The following is an 18,567-nucleotide window of genomic DNA, read 5'->3' as shown; positions in this document are numbered from 1 at the left end:
GCTCCCGGTGGTCTGTCTCGTTCGACCCCAAGGGCCGTACGTGGTCAGGCCTCGATGCTGTCCTTCGGAGCGTCGTCGTCCTTGGTGGCCGCCGCTTCCGCCTCGGCCTGCTTCTTGGAGGCGCGGAGGCTGGTGATCGTGGTGACGATCAGGACGCCGCAGATCACACCGAGCGAGACCGGGATGCTGATCTCGGGAACGTGGACACCGGACTCGTGCAGGGCGTGCAGCACCAGCTTGATGCCGATGAAGCCCAGGATGACCGACAGGCCATAGGAGAGGTGCACCAGCTTCTTCAGCAGACCGCCGAGGAGGAAGTACAGCTGTCGCAGACCCATCAGGGCGAACGCGTTGGCCGTGAACACGATGTACGGGTCCTGGGTCAGGCCGAAGATCGCCGGGATGGAGTCGAGTGCGAAGAGCACGTCGGTGGTGCCGATCGCGAGCATCACGACCAGCATCGGGGTCATGACGCGCTTGCCGTTCTCCTCGATCCACAGCTTGGTGCCGTGGTACCGGTCGGCGACGCCGAAGCGGCGCTCGGCCGCCTTGAGCAGCTTGTTCTCCTCGAACTCCTCGTCGTCCTCGTCGGCCCGCGCCTCCTGGATGAGCTTCCAGGCGGTGTAGATGAGGAAGGCCCCGAAGATGTAGAAGACCCAGGAGAAGTTGGCGATGATCGCGGCGCCCGCCGCGATGAAGATGGTCCTGAGGACCAGGGCCACGAGGACACCCACGAGGAGTACTCGCTGCTGGTACTGCGTGGGCACCGCGAACTTCGCCATGATCAGGATGAAGACGAAGAGGTTGTCCACGCTCAGGGACTTCTCGGTGATGTAGCCCGCGAAGAACTCGCCGCCGGCCTGGCCGCCACCGAAGACGAACAGGCCTATTCCGAAGAGGCCCGCCAGGGCGATCCAGACGGCCGTCCAGATCCCGGCTTCCTTGATCGATACGTCGTGCGGCTTGCGGCCGATGAAGAAATCGGCGCCGATCAGGGCGGCGAGGCCCACGACGGTCAGGACCCACAGGGTCACAGAAACTTCCACTACTACGCCTCCGGCAGTACGTCACACGGCAAATGTCAGCGTCGTCGCTGCCGGAGGTCTCTTCCACCCGGGTCCGGGACGCATGACGCGTTCGGATTCCACGGGCCGACGCCCCGGGATCTGGCCTGATCCGTATTGACGGGTACGCCGCACAGACAGGGAGTACTCCCCTCCGTACGGACGACAGTACCCCATTCCCCAAGGGATGGTAAAGAGATTCGCAAATTAAGCTCAAAAGCCCAGCTCGGGTGTGGTCACAGCTCCCGTGAGCGGCGGGCTGCGGCGACCTGGTCGAGCACCTGCCGGAGCACCTGGCTGCCGGGCGGCACGAGCGGGGGCTCGTACGTCCAGGCATGCCCGACCCACGGGTCGGCGAGGTGGTCGTCGGCCACCGGCGTCAGCCGGAGCAGCGAGCGCCACAGGGGGTCGAGCAGCGGTCCGTACCCGGCGGACTCCTCACGGTCGGCGACCATCATCAGGTGGACGCCCACGGCCGGCCCCTCGTCGGCGAGGTAGCGCAGCTGGTTCACCGCCCGGTCGTCGAAGCCGTGCGGGAAGTCGTTGACGATCAGGAGCTGCTGGGACGTGTCGAGGCCGGGCGGGAGCGCGTCGGGAGCGCCTCCGCGCAACGCCATCTGCACCAGGTCGACGCGCTGGGTGAGGCGGGCGAGTACGTCCGCCGTCCCGGCGGCCCCCAGCGCGGGCGGAGCCGCGAGCACACCGCTGTGCACCAGTGGTGCCAGTCCCCGCGTGCCCGATCCGGCCGGATCGATGACATGCACGGTGAACTCGCCCGCCGGATAGACGGCGAGCAGCCTGGCCGCGTGCGCGACCGCGGTCTCCAGGCCCAGCCGCCGCACCTCGTGGGAGTCGGTGAACGAACCGTCGAGCGAGGTGGAACGCCCGCTGTCGATCCACAGGCCGCGCTCCAGCGGCAGCCGGGCCAGCAGCGGGATGCTGATGCGGGGCGACTCGGGCAGATGGAGATCGCCCAGCCGCAGGGCCATGGGGATCTCCATGGGCACGCGGTAGGCGTGCCAGACGGGGTTGTCCCAGCGGGCGTAGGCCGCCGGCAGGGCGGGCTCGACCACCTCCGCCTCGGCGGCGAGCTGAGCGACGTCCCGGTCCAGGACCTCCTGGGCCTGGGAGACGAGCTGGGCGTGCCGGGCGCGCGCCGCCTCCCGGGCGGCGTCGCCCTGGCCGCCGATCCGGCCGCGCGGGTCGGACAGGGCCTGGTCGAGTTCCTTCTCCATGCGCGAGTCGGCGAAGTCGACGGCGCTCCGGTAGGCGGCCGTGGTGCGCGCCAGGTCCTCGAACATGCCCCACACCTGGTTGTAGAGCCGCTCCTCCATGGACCAGCCGGTGGCATCGCCGGCGACCGGCCGGGCGGGCTGCCCGGGTGCGGCCGGGGGCGCGGTCGGCGGGGGTGGGGGCGGAGCGGCGTTCTGCCGGCGCGGATGGCTGTAGTCGATCGGGCCGCTGCCGCCGGGCGCGGCCGGCTGCCCGGCGGTGCCGGAGCCTTCCGGCCCGCCCGGGTACGGCTGCTGCGGACCCTGCTGCCCCGGGGCTCCGGGCGTGCGCGGGCCGGAGCCACCCTGCGGATCGTACGGGGACGCCGGGGGTACGGGGCCGGGGGCGCCCTGGGCTGCGGTGGCGCCGTGGTCCGGACCGTGTGCCGGGGCGGCGGCCTGCCGGGAGCGGTTGCCGTCGGCCGTGCGGGCCCCGGGAGCCGGGGGTGCCGGCACGGATCGCGCCAGGCCGCCGGCCACCGCCTCCTGGATGCTCCCGGCGAGCTGGTGGGCCTGGGGGAGATTCTGGTCGGTGAGGAGCTCGGCGAGGCCGCCCGCGTAGCCCTGGCCGACGGCGCGCACCTTCCAGTCGCCCTGGCGCCGGTAGAGCTCGAGAGCGACGACGGCGGACTCGGCCTCCAGGCCGGTGATGGTGTAGCTGGCGACCTCGCTGCCGTCGAGGCCGGTGACCGCGACGAAGGGGGCGGGGACAGCCCCGAAACGGGCCGGGCCCGCCCCGCCGACGGGCAGGGCGATCAGCACACTGACGCGGTGCACGGCGTCCGGCACGGCTTCCAGGTCCACCGCGAGGCGGTGCTCGGCGGCTGCCTGCCGGGAGACCTCCAGCCCCGGCAGGGTGGGCGTGCCCGGGTGGGCCACCCATTCGACGCCGTGGACCTCGCCGTTCTCGTCGCCGAGTGTGGCTCCGGCCACGATCGGCGTGCCGGCCGAGACCCGGATCTCGAGACGGGCCCGGGGAAGCGGGTGGTTCTGTCCCCGCGTCAGCTCGGCCGTCATCGCCTTTCCCCCTGTGTCACTCGTGATGTGTCGTGCGGCGCCCGTCCGTCCTGCTCACGGGACCGGCCGGTCGGCGCCGGTCGGCTACAGGACCGGCAGGATCGCCGGCATCAGGTCCTGGAAGGTGCGGCCGTTGGCGGGGGAACCGATGGCGGTCATCGACCAGCCCGGGCCCGCCCGGTGCACCTTCGCCATGATCTGGGCCGTGTAGGCGCCACCGCCGGCCAGCGTGTAGCGGGCCAGCTCCTCGCCGTTGGTCTCGTCGACCAGGCGGCAGAAGGCGTTCTGCACCTCCTGGAAGGTCTGGCCCGTGAAGGAGTTCACGGTGAAGACGATCTGGTCGATGTGGACCGGGACGCGCTGCAGGTCGACGAGGATCGCCTCGTCGTCGCCGCCCTGACCGACACCGCCGACGAGGTTGTCACCGGTGTGGCGCACCGAGCCGTCGTCGCTCACCAGGTGGCGGAAGAAGACGACGTCGACCGGCTGCTTGTCCGCGAACAGGACGGCGGAGGCGTCCAGGTCGACCTCGCGGGTGCGTGAGCCGAACAGGCCGCGCCGGGGAGCCGCCTGCCAGCCGAGGCCCATGCGCACCGACGTCAGGCTGCCGCCGTCGTTCTTCTGCAGACTGATGGCCTGACCCTTGGTCATGTTGACGGTCACGCGCTGATCCCCTCTTCGGACTGTCCCCTGTTACCGCGGTCACCGCGGTTGAGCAGAACCCTACGCAGGGGCACTGACAGCGCCCCACCCCGGTCCGCACTTTGTGTCGGTCTTGCAACACAGCGCGTGCCCGGGCGGGCCGTCAGGCCAGGCCGGCCTCCTTCATCTGGCGCAGTTCCTTCTTCATCTCGGAGACCTCGTCACGCAGCCGGGCCGCGATCTCGAACTGGAGGTCCGCGGCGGCCGCCCGCATACGGGTGGTGAGATCCTCGATCTGTTCGGCGAGCTCCGCCGCGGGGCGGTCGGTCACCGCCGTCTCCTTCGCCCTGCCCTTGGCCGCCTTCGTCCCGGCCGCCGCCCGGCCGCCGAGGGCGGGCACCGGAGCCTTGGCGCCCTTGCCGTCCGGCGACTGGCGGTAGCCCGAGCCGAGCAGCCGCTCGGTGTCGACGTCCTCACGGGCGATCTGCGCCACGATGTCGTTGATCTTCTTGCGGAGCGGCTGCGGATCGATGCCCTTCGCCTTGTTGAACGCGACCTGCTTCTCGCGGCGGCGGTTGGTCTCGTCGATGGCCTTCTCCATCGCCGGTGTGATCTTGTCGGCGTACATGTGGACCTGGCCGGAGACATTGCGCGCCGCCCGGCCGATGGTCTGGATCAGGGAGGTGCCGGAGCGCAGGAAGCCCTCCTTGTCGGCGTCCAGGATCGCCACCAGGGAGACCTCCGGCAGGTCGAGACCCTCCCTCAGCAGGTTGATGCCGACCAGGACGTCGTACTCACCGGCCCGCAGCTCACGCAGGAGTTCGACGCGGCGCAGGGTGTCGACGTCGCTGTGCAGGTAGCGGACCTGGATGCCGAGCTCCAGGAAGTAGTCGGTGAGATCCTCGGCCATCTTCTTGGTGAGCGTGGTGACCAGGACGCGCTCGTCCTTCTCGGTCCGCTTGCGGATCTCGTGCACCAGGTCGTCGATCTGGCCCTCGGTGGGCTTGACGACGACCTCCGGGTCGACGAGGCCGGTGGGACGGATGATCTGCTCCACGGCGCCGTCCGAGCGGGAGAGCTCGTAGGCTCCCGGGGTCGCCGACAGGTACACGGTCTGCCCGATGCGGCCCTGGAACTCCTCCCACTTCAGCGGGCGGTTGTCCAGCGCGGAGGGCAGCCGGAAGCCGTGGTCGACGAGGGTCCGCTTGCGGGAGGCGTCGCCCTCGTACATGGCGCCGATCTGCGGCACGGTGACGTGCGACTCGTCGATGACGAGGAGGAAGTCGTCCGGGAAGTAGTCCAGCAGGGTGTTCGGCGGGGAACCGGGCAGGCGGCCGTCGAAGTGCATGGAGTAGTTCTCGACGCCGGAGCAGGAGCCGATCTGCCGGAGCATCTCCAGGTCGTACGTCGTGCGCATCCGCAGTCGCTGAGCCTCCAGGAGCTTGCCCTGCTTCTCCAGCTCGGTCAGTCGCTCGGCCAGCTCCTTCTCGATGTCGTTGACAGCACGCTCCAGGCGCTCGGGTCCCGCGACGTAGTGGGAGGCCGGGAAGACGTACAGCTGCTGGTCGTCGCTGATGATCTCGCCGGTGACCGGGTGCAGCGTCGACAGGGCCTCGATCTCGTCACCGAACATCTCGATGCGGACCGCGAGCTCCTCGTAGACCGGGAAGATCTCGATGGTGTCGCCGCGCACCCGGAAGGTGCCGCGGGCGAAGGCCATGTCGTTGCGCGTGTACTGGATGTCCACGAAGCGGCGCAGCAGCTCGTCCCGGTCGTGCTCCTCGCCCACCCGGAGCGGGACCATGCGGTCCACGTACTCCTGCGGGGTGCCGAGGCCGTAGATGCAGGAGACGGAGGCGACCACGACGACGTCACGGCGGGTGAGCAGTGAATTGGTCGCCGAGTGGCGCAGGCGCTCCACCTCCTCGTTGATCGAGGAGTCCTTCTCGATGTAAGTGTCCGACTGCGGGACGTACGCCTCGGGCTGGTAGTAGTCGTAGTACGAGACGAAGTACTCGACGGCGTTGTTCGGCAGCAGCTCGCGGAACTCGTTGGCCAGCTGGGCGGCCAGTGTCTTGTTCGGCGCCATCACGAGGGTGGGGCGCTGGAGCTTCTCGATCATCCACGCGGTGGTGGCGGACTTGCCGGTGCCGGTCGCGCCGAGCAGGACGACGTCCTTCTCGCCTGCTTCGACACGCCGGGCGAGCTCGGCGATGGCCGCCGGCTGGTCGCCGTTCGGCTGGTAGGGGCTGACGACCTCGAAGGGCGCCACCGTGCGTTCGATCTGGGAAACGGGCCGCATGGGTTCCACCGTACGACCCCGCACTGACAACGGGCCCGGATCAGCGGTTCTGCGGAGCGCGGGAACGCCGGTGGACGAGCGGGCGGCGCGTGTGGTGCCCGGGGTGGTGCACCGGGTGGCGGACCGTGCGCGAGGCCTCGGTGTGGGCGGGGACGCCCGGCTTCCGCTCGACGGGGGTTCCGCCGGGCTGCCCCATGACCATCAGCGGGTCGAACATGACCACGACGCCGGCCAGGAGGAGGAAGGCGAGCGGGCCGATCAGCATGGGGGCGAGCAGTTCGGCGGGGGACCCTCCGGTGGCGGGGTCGGTGGTGCCGTGGAGATGGACCTCGAGGGCGGCCATGCCCGTGTAGTGCATGCCGGTGACGGCCAGCCCCATGACCAGACTGGCGCCCACGCTCCACAGGAAACCCCGGACCTGTCCGGCCGCCCACAGCGCGGCGGTGGCGGCCGCCATGGCTATGACGACGGACACGGCCACGGTGAACGTGTTGTACGTCAGCTGCCCGTCCAGGCGCATCCCGGCCATGCCCAGGTAGTGCATCGAGGCGATGCCCAGGCCGGTGATGGTGCCGCCGGTGAACAGGGCCGTGCCCCGCGCTCCCCGGTAGCCGACGATGAAGATCCCGATGCCCACCATGACGATGGCGACGGCCAGGCTGGCGAAGGTCATCAGCCAGTCGTAGCGGACCGGCGTGTGTTCGATCGTGAACCCCATCATCGCGATGAAGTGCATGGTCCAGATGCCGGAGCCGATCGCCGCCGAGCCGAGGGCGAGCCATCCTGGGCGCCAGGACCGGGTGACCCGCATGGACCTGGTGGTGCAGCGCAGCCCGAGGGCACCGCCGAGGCAGGCCATGAGATAGGCCACCAGCGGTGTGACGAGTCCGTAGTTGAATCCCTCGACCGTGCCTTGCATGTGCGGCTGCCCTTCCGCTTCCTTACGCCCCGGTTACGTCCCGGAATTCGCTGGTGTGCACCCCCTCCCAGAACCGCGTGAACGGTCAGGGTCGAGGCAGAGAGTATGACTCCCACCGGAATGGTCGAACGATTCTCCGGCAAATAATCACGGGTTTGCCCCACTTGTGCGGCCCCGGTGAGCGGAGTTGAGCAACTCCATTAAGCCTGTGGCCATTCCGCACCCCTCTTTTGTTGACTCTCTGATGCCACAGTGGTGCTGTCCGTGATCACTCGACGCGAGGAGTACGCATGCACGTGCGCGCAGTTGCCGTCACGACCACCGCGCTTCTGGGAGTGGCCCTGCTCGCTCCGCTCTCGCACGCCCGGACCGCCCAGAGCGGCGACGACGAGCCCTCGGTCGTCGCCCACAGGGGCGCTTCCGGGTATGCGCCGGAGAACACGCTGGCCGCCGTCGACAAGGCGGCCGAGCTGGGCATTCGCTGGGTGGAGAACGACGTCCAGCGCACCAGTGACGGCGAACTCGTCGTCCTCCACGACGACAGCCTGCGGCGTACGACGAACGTGGAGGAGGTCTTCCCCGACCGGTCGCCCTGGAAGGTGAAGGACTTCACCGCCGCGGAGGTCGCGCGGCTGGACGCGGGCAGCTGGTTCGGTTCCGAGTACGCGGGCGCGCGCGTGCCGACGCTGAAGCAGTATGTGGACCGCGTGGAGCACAACCACCAGAAGCTGCTGCTGGAGCTGAAGAACCCCCAGATGTACCCGGGCATCGAGCAGCAGACCCTCAAGGTCCTCGCCAACGAGGGCTGGCTCGACCGGCGGCATGTGGCGGCCCGGCTGGTCGTGCAGAGCTTCAGCGCGGACAGCGTCCGTACCGTCCACGAGCTCGAGCCGGCCGTCAGGACCGGGTTCCTCGGCACGCCTCCCGTGTCGGATCTGCCCGAGTACGCCGAGTTCACCGACCAGATCAATCCGTCCTACGGCTCCCTCTCCATGAGCTACGTCTCCTCGGTCCACGCCTTCACGGGACCGCACGGCAGGCCGCTGGAGGTCTTCACCTGGACGGTCGACGACGCGGAGGCCGCCCGGCGGGCCGCCGGGTACGACGTCGACGGCATCATCACCAACAAACCCGACGTGGTTCGGGAGGCCGTGGAGGAGGACGGGGACCGGGACGGGGACCACGCCGGCCGGTGACTCGTTGTCAGTGCCCGGCCGTACCGTGGGCGCATGGACAGCCATGGGGAGTATGAACAGCGGGTGGTGTGGACCGTCGTCGGCACCGGCATCGGTCCGCTGCTGCTGGCCGCCACCCGCGAGGGTCTGGTCAACGTCGTGTTCCACGCCACCGACGCCGCGCGCGACCAGGCACTCGAAGGGCTCGCGGCCCGGCTGGGCACGGAGCCCGTCGAGGCGCCCGGCTCCCCGCTGCTGACCGAGGCGATACGGCAGGTGGAGGCGTACTTCGCGGGCAGCCGGCGTGACTTCGACCTGCCGCTGGACTGGTCGCTGATCGCGGGCTTCAACCGGCAGGTGCTGCGCGAGCTGGCATCGGGCGTCCCCTACGGCTCGGTCGTCGGCTACGGCGACCTCGCCGGCCGGGTCGGCCGGCCGGGCGCCGCCCAGGCGGTGGGCATGGCCATGGGGGCCAACCCGCTGCCGGTCGTCGTGCCGTGCCACCGGGTCGTGGAGAGCGACGGCGGCATCGGCGGGTTCGGGGGCGGCCTGGACACCAAGCGGCAGCTGCTCGCCCTGGAGGGCGTGCTGCCCGAGCCGCTGTTCTGAGGGGCCGCCGCACGCGTGTGCCTGGCGGCCGGGTGCGCCGGGCCGCCGCGTGGTGCCGGGCCGGGCTACTCGTAGTGCCGTGCCTCGAAGATGTTGCCGTCCGGGTCGCCGAAGTAGAAGCTGCGCCGGGCCGCGCCGCGGGCGCCGTAGGAGTCGTACGAGAGTTCCGAGACCGGCACCGACTGCTCCTCCAGGCGGGTGCGCAGTGCCTCGAAGTCATGCCGTGACAGTGTCACGCAGACGTGGTTGACGGGATGGCCCGCACTGCCGTCGGCGCCGGGGAGCATGCGCATGCGTTCCGCCAGGGAGTGCGGTGCCAGGTCGAAAATGGTCTCTTCGTTGAGGCGTACGGAGGGGAAGCTCACGGTCCCCGCGGCGTACTCGTCGAGCCGCAGGGGCTCCAGCCCCAGGGTCTTCTCGTAGAAACCGGCCGCGGCCACCGGGTCACGCACCCAGAGGACGACATGGTCGAGACGTGTCGTGTTGTCCGTCATGGCTGCCAGCCTCGTGCCCTCCCTCCTGCTTCGCAAGAGTCCGGCAGGGACTCGGCGAGGGTTTGGCCCGGTCCCCCGCCCGCCAGAGATGAGGGAGGACCGACGGACAGGAGGCAGGCGCGTGACGCTGATGGTGTCGGAAGAGGTACGGGCGGCGATCGACGCGCGTCACCCCGTGGTGGCGCTGGAGTCCACGATCATCGCGCACGGGCTGCCGCGCCCGCGCAATCTGCTGGTGGCACGGGAGCTGGAGGAGACGGTGCGGCAGGAGGGCGCCATACCGGCGACCGTCGCCGTGCTCGACGGACATCCCCATGTCGGCCTGGACAAGGAGCAGCTGGAGCGGGTCGCGAACGGGGACGGCATCCGCAAGCTGGGCCACCGCGACCTGCCGCTCGCGGTGGCCGCCGGCGCGAGCGGCGCGACCACCGTGTCGGCCACCGCCCTGCTGGCGGCCCTGGCGGGCGTACGGGTGTTCGCGACCGGCGGGCTCGGTGGTGTGCACCGCGAGTGGACGGTGACACAGGACGAGTCGGCGGATCTGGCCCTGCTGGCACGCACCCGGATCACGGTGGTCTGCGCGGGCGTGAAGTCCATCCTGGACGTGCCGGCGACCCTGCAACGACTGGAGACGCTGGGCGTCGCGGTGGCCGGTTACGGTACGGACCGCTTCCCCGGCTTCTACCTGTCCGACTCGGGCCATCCGGTGGACTGGACGCTGGACACCCCGGAACAGGTGGCGGCGGTCATGCGGGCGCAGGACACGCTCGATGGGCCGCGGTCCGCACTCGTGGTCGCCAACCCCGTCCCCGAGGAGGAGCAGCTCGACCCCGCGCTGCACGGGCGGGTGCTCGCCGACGCGCTGCACGCGTGCGAGGAGGAGCGGGTCACGGGCCAGGCGGTCACACCGTTCCTGCTCGACTATCTGGTGCGGCACACCGACGGTGCCTCGCTGAGCGCCAACCTGGCGGCCGTGCGCGGGAACGTGCGGCTGGCGGCGCGCGTCGCGGCGGCCTGGACCGGGGTGTGACCGCGGAGCCGGGCGGCGCGCTGCTGGTCGTCGGGGACGTCGTCACGGACGTCGTCGCCCGGCACCGGGGACCCCTGGCCGTCGGCACGGACACGGCCGCCTCGATCCGCCGGCTGCCCGGCGGGGCGGGTGCCAACGTGGCCTGCTGGGCCGCCTACGGAGGGTGCGGAGACGTACGGATGCTGGGGCGGGTCGGCGCCGACTCGGCGGCCTGGCACGAGCGGGAGCTGGCCGCCCATGGTGTGCGTCCCGTCCTGGTCGTCGACCCGGAGGTGCCGACGGGGACGGTGATCTGTCTGGTCGACACGGGTGACTCGGCCGAGCGGACGTTCCTGACGGACAGCGGGGCGTCGCTCCGGATCGGGCCCGGGGACTGGTCGGACAGGCTGCTGGACGGCGTGGCCCGGCTGCACCTGTCGGGCTACCTCCTGTTCTCAAAACCGAGCCGCGCTCTGGTGCCGGTCGCCCTGGCGGCGGCACGCGCGCGTGGAGTGCCGGTCAGTCTGGACCCGGCGTCGGCGGGTTTCCTCACCGCGTTGGGCGTCGGCCGTTTCCTGGACCTGGTCGCGGGAGTGGACGTCCTGCTGCCCAGCCGTGACGAGGCGTGCCTGCTCACCGGGTTGCCCGACCCCGCGGACGCGGCGGCGAAGCTGAGCCGGCACGTCCCGTTGGTGGTCGCCAAACAGGGCGCGGAGGGTGCCTTGGTGGCCCGGTCCGGCGCCGTGTGCGCGCGTGTCCCCGCCACCCCGGCGTCACCGCGGGACAGTACGGGTGCCGGTGACGCCTTCACCGGCGCGTTCCTCGCCGCGCTGCTCGCGGGCGCGGTGCCCGAGGAGGCGGCGGTCGCGGGGTGCCGGGCGGGAGCGAGGGCGGTCGAACGAGTGGGCGGGAGACCTCCACGGGCGGCTGACTGACGGTCGGCCGGCCGGGCAGGTGGGCGCGGGGGCGCGTGGTCGACGAGGCGTCAGGAGTCCATGGTGGGTCATGCGGTCCTCCGCGACGCGGGATGCGGCCCGCCGGGCCCTCGCCCCTACGGCTTGCGCCCCCACGCCGAGATCATCGGAGCCGTCGCGAGGTCCATGCCGCCGGACGCGACGTTCGCCAGGTGGCGGTCGATGTCCTCGTGCGTGGCCGCCCCGGCGCCGACCAGCTGGTCGCGGACCTGACGGACCGTCGCGGACTCCAGTGCGGCGCACGCGGGTGAGGTGACCGGGAAGTAGGCGTCGGCCTCCACACGGCGCAGCCCGGCCTCCCGGAGCAGACGCGGGAGCCGCCGGCCGTAGGAGAGATCGGCGCCACGGTGGGCCAGCAGCTGGCGGAAGCCGTGCCGCAACCGGTTCGCCAGCTGCTGCTCGGGGCCGTGCTCGTCGGGGCACAGCAGGGGCTGCAGCGCGGGATCGGCGTCCTCGACCAGGAGACGCCCACCCGGTCGCAGGGCCCGGACCATCGACCGCAGCGCCCTTTCCCGGTCCGGCACGTGGACGAGCACGAGCCGGGCGTGCACCAGGTCGAAGCCCTCCCCCGGCGGTTCCTCCGCGCCCACGTCGTGCACGCGCACCTCGACCGGGTGCCGGCCGGCCGGAGCGACCCGCGAGGTGTCGATGTCGGTCGCGAGCACCCTGCCGGTCCGCCCCACCGTCTTGGCCAGCCAGGACACCACCGAGGTGCCCCCGGCCCCGACCTCCCAGCAACGCCAGCCGGGGCCGACGCCGAGCGCCTGGAGGTACCGGAACGTCGTGGGGTCGAAGAGGGTGGCGAAGGCGTCGAAGCGCTCCGCCGCCTCGGCCCGCCGGTTGTCGAGGAGGTATCCGTCGGTTCGCGTCATACGCCGATCATCCCAGTTGTCCGGCTTGCCCGAAGTGGTCGACGCTCCGGCGCGAGGTCCCCGCGGAGCCGGCCGGGAGCCCGCGCCGACGGTACGGCCACGGCTCGGCCGTACGCGTGACAGGCCGCGTGACAGGCCTAGTGGCAGGCCTGGTGACAGGTCTCGTGCCAGCCGTGTGACAGCTGTCGCCCGCGTCGCGACCGACCGATTGCGCACGCGGCGGCACCGGTGCGCGGGCGGTCCGTCCGCCGGGCGCGTCAGCCGTTCCACGCGGGATGCCGTGGATCGTCGGCGCGCACCAGGACGTCCGCGGTGCCGCTGGGGTCGCTCTCCTCCTCGTAGCGGTCGAAGGCGGGGAGGGTCCAGTGCTCGGCCTCGGGGGTACGGCGGCGCAGTGCTCCGGGGCCGAGGACGAGGTGGACGCTCAGGTCGAGGGGGAACCAGTGGTGCAGCAGGAAGGGGCCGTGCAGCAGCAGCGCACCACCGGGCGGCAGGGGGACGTAGGCGCTGCGGGTGGCGCGGTCGGTGGCCGGGTCCCGCAGGTCGGGCAGGACACGCCCGTCGCCACCGGGCCCGAGGGGGTCGAAGACCTCGCGCCACAGGGCGCCGGTGTCGTGCCAGCCGTTGTAGTAGGACTCGACGTCCTGGTGCCCGTGTTCGAGGCGGAGGGAGGCGGGGCGCAGGAAGCCCTCCGTTCCGACGACGAGGGAGGGTCGGCCGCGGACGCGCAGCGCGGCGGAGACCCGGTCCGCGAGGTCACCGGGGCGGGCGGCCGGGGCACCGTCGAAGGCGACGCGTGGCCAGGCACCGCCGTCGGCGGGCTCGAGGTCGAGCAGGCGATCGGCGAGCAGGTCGCCGAGCCGGTCCCAGGTGATCGCTTCCAGTCGCACCCGCCCATGATGCGTCAGCCGCCGGCCCGCCCGCCTGGACGCTCGCGTATGCGCTCGCGCCGATCGGCCATGGTCACCGTGCCCGTGCGGAGGTTGACTTGGAGTGATCGGTGGCCGACGGTGCCGAGCGGGCATCGAAGCGACGGGTGGGAGCTGACACGACATGACCGACGGACCGTACTTCGTGCTGACGGTGCTGGGGGTGCTCGGGACCGGACTGACGGCCGGCGTCTTCTGCGCGTTCTCGACCTTCGTCATGCGGGGGCTCGCGGCGCTGCCGCCCGCGCAGGGAGTCGCCGCGATGAACGCGGTCAACACCGCCGCGGTGCGGCCGGCCTTCATGTCCGTGTTCCTCGGGACGTCGGTGCTGACCGCGGTGATCGCCGTGGTGACGTTCGTACGGTGGCCGGAGGGGGCCGCGGTGGAGCTGCTGCTGGGCAGCGCGCTGTTCCTGTTCGGGTCGTTCGGGGTGACCGCGGCCGCCAACGTGCCGCGCAACTCGGCGCTGCTCCGGCTGGAGCCCGGCACCGCGGAGGCGGCCGCGCACTGGTCCTCGTACGTGCGCGAGTGGACGGCGTGGAACCACGTCCGCACGGCTGCCTCGGCCGCGGCGGCGGTGGCGTACGTGCTGGCCCTCGCCTGAGCGTGCGGAGCGCTCCGTCAACGACTCACGGTTTACGGGCCACCGCCCCGTACCCCGGGATGACCCCGTCCTCCTGCCCGGCGACCGGCTCGCCCAGTTCCGGGTGCCACAGGTGGGGCACCTCGACGCCGGGCTCGACCAGGTCGAGGCCGGTGAAGAAGCGGGCGAACTCCTCGCGTGAGCGCAGGGCCAGGGTGACACCCGCGGCCCTGAGCTTCTCGGTTGCCGCCCGCGACTCCTCGGGCGTGAAGTCGGCCGTCGCGTGGGTCATCACCAGGTGGCTGCCGGAGGGCAGCGCCGACAGCAGCCGGCCGACCAGGTCGTGCGCGCCGTCCTCGTCGGAGACGAAGTGCAGCAGCGCGACCAGGGACAGCGCGACGGGCCGGTCGAAGTCCAGGATCTTCCTGGCGCCGTCCAGGATGGCGTCCGGGTCCCTGACGTCGGCCTGGAGGTACTCGGTGGCCCCCTCGGGCGTGCCGCGCAGCAGGGCCGCCGCGTGGGCCAGCACGATGGGGTCGTTGTCGCAGTAGACGACGCGGACGTCGGGCGCGGTCTCCTGGGCGACCTGGTGGAGGTTGGGCTCGGTCGGGATGCCGGTACCGACGTCCAGGAACTGCCGTATGCCCTGGCCCGCGAGCCAGCGGGTGGCGCGGTGCATGAAGGCGCGGTTGACCCGCGCCATCACCGGCACCCTCGGGTCGAGGGTGAGCATCTGCCGGCCCATCGCCTCGTCGACCGGGTAGTTGTCCTTGCCACCGAGATACCAGTCGTACATCCGCGCGGGATGCGGCCTACTCGTGTCGATCTCGGCGTGGTGCTGCCCGGTCATGACGAGCTCCAAGGTGTTGGGTTTTCCCTGGCGAAGGGTGACGTCGAAGAACGACGCGGGTGGGTGACGGCCGCGGACAACGGCGACGGCGAGGGGTGATGACTTCGGACGACGGCTACGGGTGAGGGCTACAGGCGATGGCTACGGGTGACAGCTACGGGTGAGGGCTACAGGTGATGGCTAAGGGTGATGGCTGGAGGTGACGCGGTGGGTGATCGACTCAGTGCCAAACAGCTTAGAAAACAAGCATCAACAGAGCGCGCGTTTCAGGACAGCAGGAAGTCCGCCTCTCCCGCCTTCGCTCCCTCGATGAAGGCCGTTATCTCGGCGGAGGTGTAGATCAGCGCCGGCCCGTCGGGATCGGTGGACTGCCGTACCGCGATCCGGCCGTCGGCGAGCTTCATCGCCTCCAGGCAGTTGCCCCCGTTGCCGCCGCTCCACGGCTTGTGCCAGCCCTCGGTGCCCAGCTCACGGGCGGGCATGCCGTTGTAGATCCGCTCGCTGCGGAGCCGCTCGACGCGGTTGTACGGCGAGCGCTGGGGTTTGATGCGATTCATTCACAGCTCCTTGCGGAGATCCCGGAGGATCTCCTTCGTGCGATGTGCCGTGGCGGCCTGCGCCGCCATGCGGTCCATGACCTCGAGGTGGGTCGCCACCTCGGCGCGCGCGTCGAGGTAGACGGCGCCGGTCAGGTACTCGCTGTAGACCATGTCCGGCAGTTCCGGCATGGCGAATCGGAACAGCACGAAGGGCCCGTACGTGCCCGGGTGCGGCCCGTTGGAGAACGGGGCGACCTGGAGCGTCACGTTGGACAGCTTCGTGGCCTCGAGCAGCCTGTCGATCTGGGCGCGCATCACCTCCGGGCCGCCGACGGGGCGGCGCAGAGCGGTCTCGTCCATCACGACCCACAGCCTGGGCGCGTCCTCGCGGGTGAGCAGTTCCTGGCGCTGCATGCGCAGGTCGACATGGCGTTCGATGTCGTCGGGCCGGGTCTGCCCGATGGCTCCCGAGCGCAGCACCCCGCGCGCGTAGTCCTCCGTCTGCAGCACTCCGGGGACGAAGTGGGGCTCGTAGGAGCGGATGAGGGAGGCCGCGCCCTCCAGGCTGACGTACATGGAGAACCAGCCCGGCAGGATGTCGTGGAAGCGTTGCCACCATCCGGGCTGGTTGGCGTCCTCCGCCAGCTGGACGAAGGCGTCGGCCTCCTCGTCGTCGATGCCGTAGGCCTTCAGCAGGAGCTGGAGGTACGGGATCTTGAGGGCGACCTCGGCCATCTCCATCCGGCGGACCGTGGCGGGGGCGACGCGCAGGATGCGGGCGGCTTCCTCGCGCTTGAGACCGGCGCGTTCGCGCAGGTCCAGCAGGCGCCGGCCGAGGACGACCTGGCCGACCGTCGGCGCGGACCGCGGCTCGCTCACCGCCCACCTCCTGAAGAGTCCCGAAAGAGTCCTGACGCGTCTTTGTGCGGACAGCCCGGCGGCGCCATTCGAAGACCTGTTCGAGAACCTGATCGGGCTCCCGGCGGTCTGAAGTGGCGCCGCTCGACGTGCTGTTGCGAGCAGTGTGCCACGGCCGTCCAGACCGTCACACAGCACTCTGCATTTTTCAGAGTGACACTTGCCAAGTGTTCACGGCGGGGCGATAGTGGCAAGCGTGATTCCGTCCGCGCCCTTAGGAACAGACGCCACCGCGGGCTCCCTGGGCCTCGGTGCCGCCATGGGAGCCGGCCCTTCGGGGACCGCCGCCGCCGAGCGCCGGTTCCGCTTCGAGCTGGCCGCCCATCCGGGTTCCCCCGCGCAGGCCAGACGCCTGACACGCGCCCGGCTGAACGGGTGGTCGGTGTGCGAGGACACCTGCGACACCGCGGCCCTGGTGGTCTCCGAGCTGGTGACCAACGCGATCGTGCACACCGCGAGCAGACACATAGTGTGCGAGCTGCACGACGGCGCCGGCCTGGTCCGCATAGCCGTACGCGACGAGGGCTGCGCCCCGGGCAAGCCCCACCCCTCGGCCGACCAGCAGCCCGAGGACGAACACGGCAGAGGGCTGCTCCTCGTCGACGCCCTGTGCGACGCCTGGGGCGCCCACGAGCACGGCCCCGGACTGCTGGTCTGGGCCGAGCTGCCACGCAAGGCCGACGGGCCGCGCGATCCGTCGGAGCCCCACAACGACCTGGGCTGGGGCGCCCGCCCGAAACCCGGCCCCGCCGGCGGGCCGGGGGACGACGGCGAGGCGGAGGGACGCCACCTTGAGGCGCGCCGCGGAACGGGGACCGAATGGCCATGAGGGCCGCTTTTGGCATACGACCGCTCGGCCTGGACACACTCGTCCGCCTCCAGCGCGGGCTGCGCGCCCCCGGGGCGCTCCGGCGGCTGCCCGTACCGGACGGGATGACGGCCCCGCTGGGCTGCGACGCCGTGGCGGTGCCCGCCCGCTTCGGCCCCCTGGTACTGCCCCGGCTGCCGCGCGTGGGCTGCGTCTACGCCGACGACGCGCACTGGTGGTGGATCGTCCCGTCCGACTCCGACTACGCCCTGGAGTGGCCCGCGCCCGCGCGGTACGCCACGGGCGCGGTCGTCCCCGACGCCCCGGACGTCCCCGGCCTCATTCACCGCCCGGACGGCACGGTTCCGTACACCCCGCCGATTCCGCTCTACCTGGCGCTGTGCCGGCTGACGGACACGACGCCCACATGGTCTCGGCCGGTGAGCGCGTAGCCACCGCCGCGCTCAGGCGGCCGCACCGCCGACGGCGTCGCCGCGGACGATGACCAGGAACATGTCCGTGGCGAGGTCCATGACGACCTCGGCGGGCAGACCCTCCAGACGTCGCGCGTTCGCGAACTCCTCCGCCGGCCAGGATCCTCGCGGTCCACCGGCGGGAAAGCGTTCGAGCACCGTTCGCCCGTTCACCCCGCACCTCCATGTAGCGCTGTACTCGTAGAGTTAAACGCCAACCATGGAGCGAACACCTCGCGCGGTGATGGTACTGAGACATAGTTGACACTCGTTCACCGCAAAGTGTGAGCGGCACCTCAGCCGTTCGGACCCTTTCGCTACGGTGCGTGTCAGCCCTCGTACTCGTCGTGGTAACGGATGTTCTCGCTGCCCGCAGGCGCGCCGAGGGCCGACGCGCGACCCTCGGGTTTCTCCCACCGCTCCTGCCGGCCGAGGGCGGTCAGATCGAGCAGGGTGGTGGTCGAGCCGATTCCGTCCAGGCCGCGCTCGTACGTCGAGTAGGTGTGGAACACCCGGTCGCGGTCCCGCAGGAAGCAGCTCAGGCCCGGCCGCTCGACGAGCTCGCCCTCGTGCTCGAGGGTCACCTCGAAGTCGGTGTTGAAGTCACTGACGTACGACGAGTACCAGGGCAGCGTCCAGCCCATCCGCGCCTTGAACGGCAGGATCCTCGGGTACGGCGCCCGGGAGACGGTCGCGAACGACGTACCGCGGGCCCTCAGGTGCGCGAGGTGCCCGATCTGGTCCAGGAACGCCGAGCAGCTGCGGCAGCCGGCGTCCCACTCGGGCGCGAACATGAAGTGGTAGACGACGAGCTGGTCGCGTCCCTCGAAGAGGTCGAGCAGCGTGGCCTTGCCGTCGCCGCCCTCGAACACGTACTCCTTGCCGACCTCCACCATGGGCAACCCGCGCCGCTCGGCGTTGAGCGCGTCCCGCGCGCGCGTGGCGGCCTTCTCCTTGACCAGCAGTGCCTCGCGCGCCGCGCGCCAGTCCGCGCGGGTGACGATCTCGGGCAACGACATGGGTCCAGCTCCTCCTGTGCGACGTGCGACGTGCTGCGTGCGACGTCTCCATCGGTCCATCGGTCCGTCGGGGTGGTGACCGGCGGACGGAGCGGAACTC

At 71.2% G+C, this 18,567-nt stretch carries 20 protein-coding genes; 7 read left to right on the top strand and 13 right to left on the bottom strand.

What is annotated here, in order from left to right:
- Positions 1 to 44: 44 nt before the first annotated feature.
- From QC283_RS22300 to QC283_RS22280, 5 genes are all read right to left on the bottom strand, one after another.
- Positions 45 to 1,046 (bottom strand): TerC/Alx family metal homeostasis membrane protein, encoded by a 1,002-nt coding sequence (locus tag QC283_RS22300; protein WP_279563379.1) that lies wholly within the window; start codon positions 1,044 to 1,046, stop codon positions 45 to 47.
- Positions 1,047 to 1,300: 254 nt separating this feature from the next.
- Positions 1,301 to 3,352, bottom strand: a complete 2,052-nt coding sequence (locus QC283_RS22295; RefSeq protein WP_279563378.1) for a TerD family protein — start codon at positions 3,350 to 3,352, stop codon at positions 1,301 to 1,303.
- Between the two features lie 84 nt (positions 3,353 to 3,436).
- The gene (locus QC283_RS22290; RefSeq protein WP_279563377.1) at positions 3,437 to 4,015 is read right to left on the bottom strand and encodes a TerD family protein; all 579 of its coding nucleotides are present in this window, start codon (positions 4,013 to 4,015) and stop codon (positions 3,437 to 3,439) included.
- A gap of 142 nt (positions 4,016 to 4,157) precedes the next feature.
- Complete coding sequence (gene uvrB, locus QC283_RS22285) at positions 4,158 to 6,296, bottom strand: excinuclease ABC subunit UvrB (protein ID WP_279563376.1); 2,139 nt, start codon at positions 6,294 to 6,296, stop codon at positions 4,158 to 4,160.
- Positions 6,297 to 6,336: 40 nt separating this feature from the next.
- Positions 6,337 to 7,215 (bottom strand): MHYT domain-containing protein, encoded by an 879-nt coding sequence (locus tag QC283_RS22280; RefSeq protein ID WP_279563375.1) that lies wholly within the window; start codon positions 7,213 to 7,215, stop codon positions 6,337 to 6,339.
- Between the two features lie 290 nt (positions 7,216 to 7,505).
- On the opposite strand from QC283_RS22280, the gene QC283_RS22275 reads away from it, so the two are divergent.
- Together QC283_RS22275 and QC283_RS22270 are read left to right on the top strand one after the other, a co-directional pair.
- On the top strand, positions 7,506 to 8,411 hold the full coding sequence (locus QC283_RS22275; protein WP_279563374.1) for a glycerophosphodiester phosphodiesterase: 906 nt from the start codon (positions 7,506 to 7,508) through the stop codon (positions 8,409 to 8,411).
- A gap of 33 nt (positions 8,412 to 8,444) precedes the next feature.
- On the top strand, positions 8,445 to 8,999 hold the full coding sequence (locus tag QC283_RS22270; protein ID WP_279563373.1) for a methylated-DNA--[protein]-cysteine S-methyltransferase: 555 nt from the start codon (positions 8,445 to 8,447) through the stop codon (positions 8,997 to 8,999).
- Between the two features lie 65 nt (positions 9,000 to 9,064).
- Here QC283_RS22270 and QC283_RS22265 read toward each other — a convergent pair whose 3' ends face one another.
- Positions 9,065 to 9,493: a VOC family protein gene (locus tag QC283_RS22265; protein ID WP_279563372.1), complete on the bottom strand. Its 429-nt coding sequence runs from the start codon at positions 9,491 to 9,493 to the stop codon at positions 9,065 to 9,067.
- A gap of 121 nt (positions 9,494 to 9,614) precedes the next feature.
- Here QC283_RS22265 and QC283_RS22260 point away from each other — a divergent pair, with 121 nt between their 5' ends.
- Both QC283_RS22260 and QC283_RS22255 read left to right on the top strand, forming a co-directional pair.
- On the top strand, positions 9,615 to 10,523 hold the full coding sequence (locus QC283_RS22260) for a pseudouridine-5'-phosphate glycosidase (protein ID WP_279563371.1): 909 nt from the start codon (positions 9,615 to 9,617) through the stop codon (positions 10,521 to 10,523).
- Complete coding sequence (locus QC283_RS22255) at positions 10,520 to 11,437, top strand: carbohydrate kinase family protein (protein WP_279563370.1); 918 nt, start codon at positions 10,520 to 10,522, stop codon at positions 11,435 to 11,437. The genes QC283_RS22260 and QC283_RS22255 overlap by 4 nt, the downstream gene beginning before the upstream one ends.
- Before the next feature lie 116 nt (positions 11,438 to 11,553).
- On the opposite strand, the gene QC283_RS22250 is transcribed toward QC283_RS22255, so the two are convergent.
- Positions 11,554 to 12,348, bottom strand: a complete 795-nt coding sequence (locus QC283_RS22250; protein WP_279563369.1) for a class I SAM-dependent methyltransferase — start codon at positions 12,346 to 12,348, stop codon at positions 11,554 to 11,556.
- A gap of 257 nt (positions 12,349 to 12,605) precedes the next feature.
- Positions 12,606 to 13,238: a uridine kinase gene (locus QC283_RS22245; protein ID WP_279563368.1), complete on the bottom strand. Its 633-nt coding sequence runs from the start codon at positions 13,236 to 13,238 to the stop codon at positions 12,606 to 12,608.
- A gap of 163 nt (positions 13,239 to 13,401) precedes the next feature.
- Here QC283_RS22245 and QC283_RS22240 point away from each other — a divergent pair, with 163 nt between their 5' ends.
- Positions 13,402 to 13,881, top strand: coding sequence for an anthrone oxygenase family protein (locus QC283_RS22240; RefSeq protein WP_279563367.1), 480 nt, complete (start codon positions 13,402 to 13,404; stop codon positions 13,879 to 13,881).
- 25 nt (positions 13,882 to 13,906) lie between these two features.
- Here the strand turns inward: QC283_RS22240 and QC283_RS22235 are convergent, their stop codons facing one another.
- From QC283_RS22235 to QC283_RS22225, 3 genes are all read right to left on the bottom strand, one after another.
- Positions 13,907 to 14,710 carry an SAM-dependent methyltransferase gene (locus tag QC283_RS22235; protein ID WP_279563366.1) on the bottom strand — a complete coding sequence of 268 codons (804 nt, stop codon included), beginning with the start codon at positions 14,708 to 14,710 and terminating at the stop codon, positions 13,907 to 13,909.
- Positions 14,711 to 14,976: 266 nt separating this feature from the next.
- On the bottom strand, positions 14,977 to 15,267 hold the full coding sequence (locus QC283_RS22230; RefSeq protein WP_279563365.1) for a DUF397 domain-containing protein: 291 nt from the start codon (positions 15,265 to 15,267) through the stop codon (positions 14,977 to 14,979).
- Positions 15,268 to 16,128, bottom strand: coding sequence for a helix-turn-helix domain-containing protein (locus QC283_RS22225; RefSeq protein ID WP_279563364.1), 861 nt, complete (start codon positions 16,126 to 16,128; stop codon positions 15,268 to 15,270).
- A gap of 226 nt (positions 16,129 to 16,354) precedes the next feature.
- On the opposite strand from QC283_RS22225, the gene QC283_RS22220 reads away from it, so the two are divergent.
- Both QC283_RS22220 and QC283_RS22215 read left to right on the top strand, forming a co-directional pair.
- The gene (locus QC283_RS22220) at positions 16,355 to 16,996 is read left to right on the top strand and encodes an ATP-binding protein (protein ID WP_279563363.1); all 642 of its coding nucleotides are present in this window, start codon (positions 16,355 to 16,357) and stop codon (positions 16,994 to 16,996) included.
- Positions 16,987 to 17,427 (top strand): hypothetical protein, encoded by a 441-nt coding sequence (locus tag QC283_RS22215; RefSeq protein WP_383525609.1) that lies wholly within the window; start codon positions 16,987 to 16,989, stop codon positions 17,425 to 17,427. The genes QC283_RS22220 and QC283_RS22215 overlap by 10 nt, the downstream gene beginning before the upstream one ends.
- Before the next feature lie 12 nt (positions 17,428 to 17,439).
- Here QC283_RS22215 and QC283_RS22210 read toward each other — a convergent pair whose 3' ends face one another.
- Both QC283_RS22210 and QC283_RS22205 read right to left on the bottom strand, forming a co-directional pair.
- Positions 17,440 to 17,622, bottom strand: a complete 183-nt coding sequence (locus QC283_RS22210) for a hypothetical protein (protein WP_279563361.1) — start codon at positions 17,620 to 17,622, stop codon at positions 17,440 to 17,442.
- A 155-nt stretch (positions 17,623 to 17,777) separates the two neighbouring features.
- On the bottom strand, positions 17,778 to 18,467 hold the full coding sequence (locus QC283_RS22205) for a DUF899 domain-containing protein (RefSeq protein WP_279563360.1): 690 nt from the start codon (positions 18,465 to 18,467) through the stop codon (positions 17,778 to 17,780).
- Between the last annotated feature and the right edge of the window lie 100 nt (positions 18,468 to 18,567).

It is taken from the genome of Streptomyces sp. DH41, from assembly GCF_029813785.1.
Lineage (GTDB): Bacteria > Actinomycetota > Actinomycetes > Streptomycetales > Streptomycetaceae > Streptomyces.
This window is presented reverse-complemented; position numbering and strand designations above follow the sequence as displayed.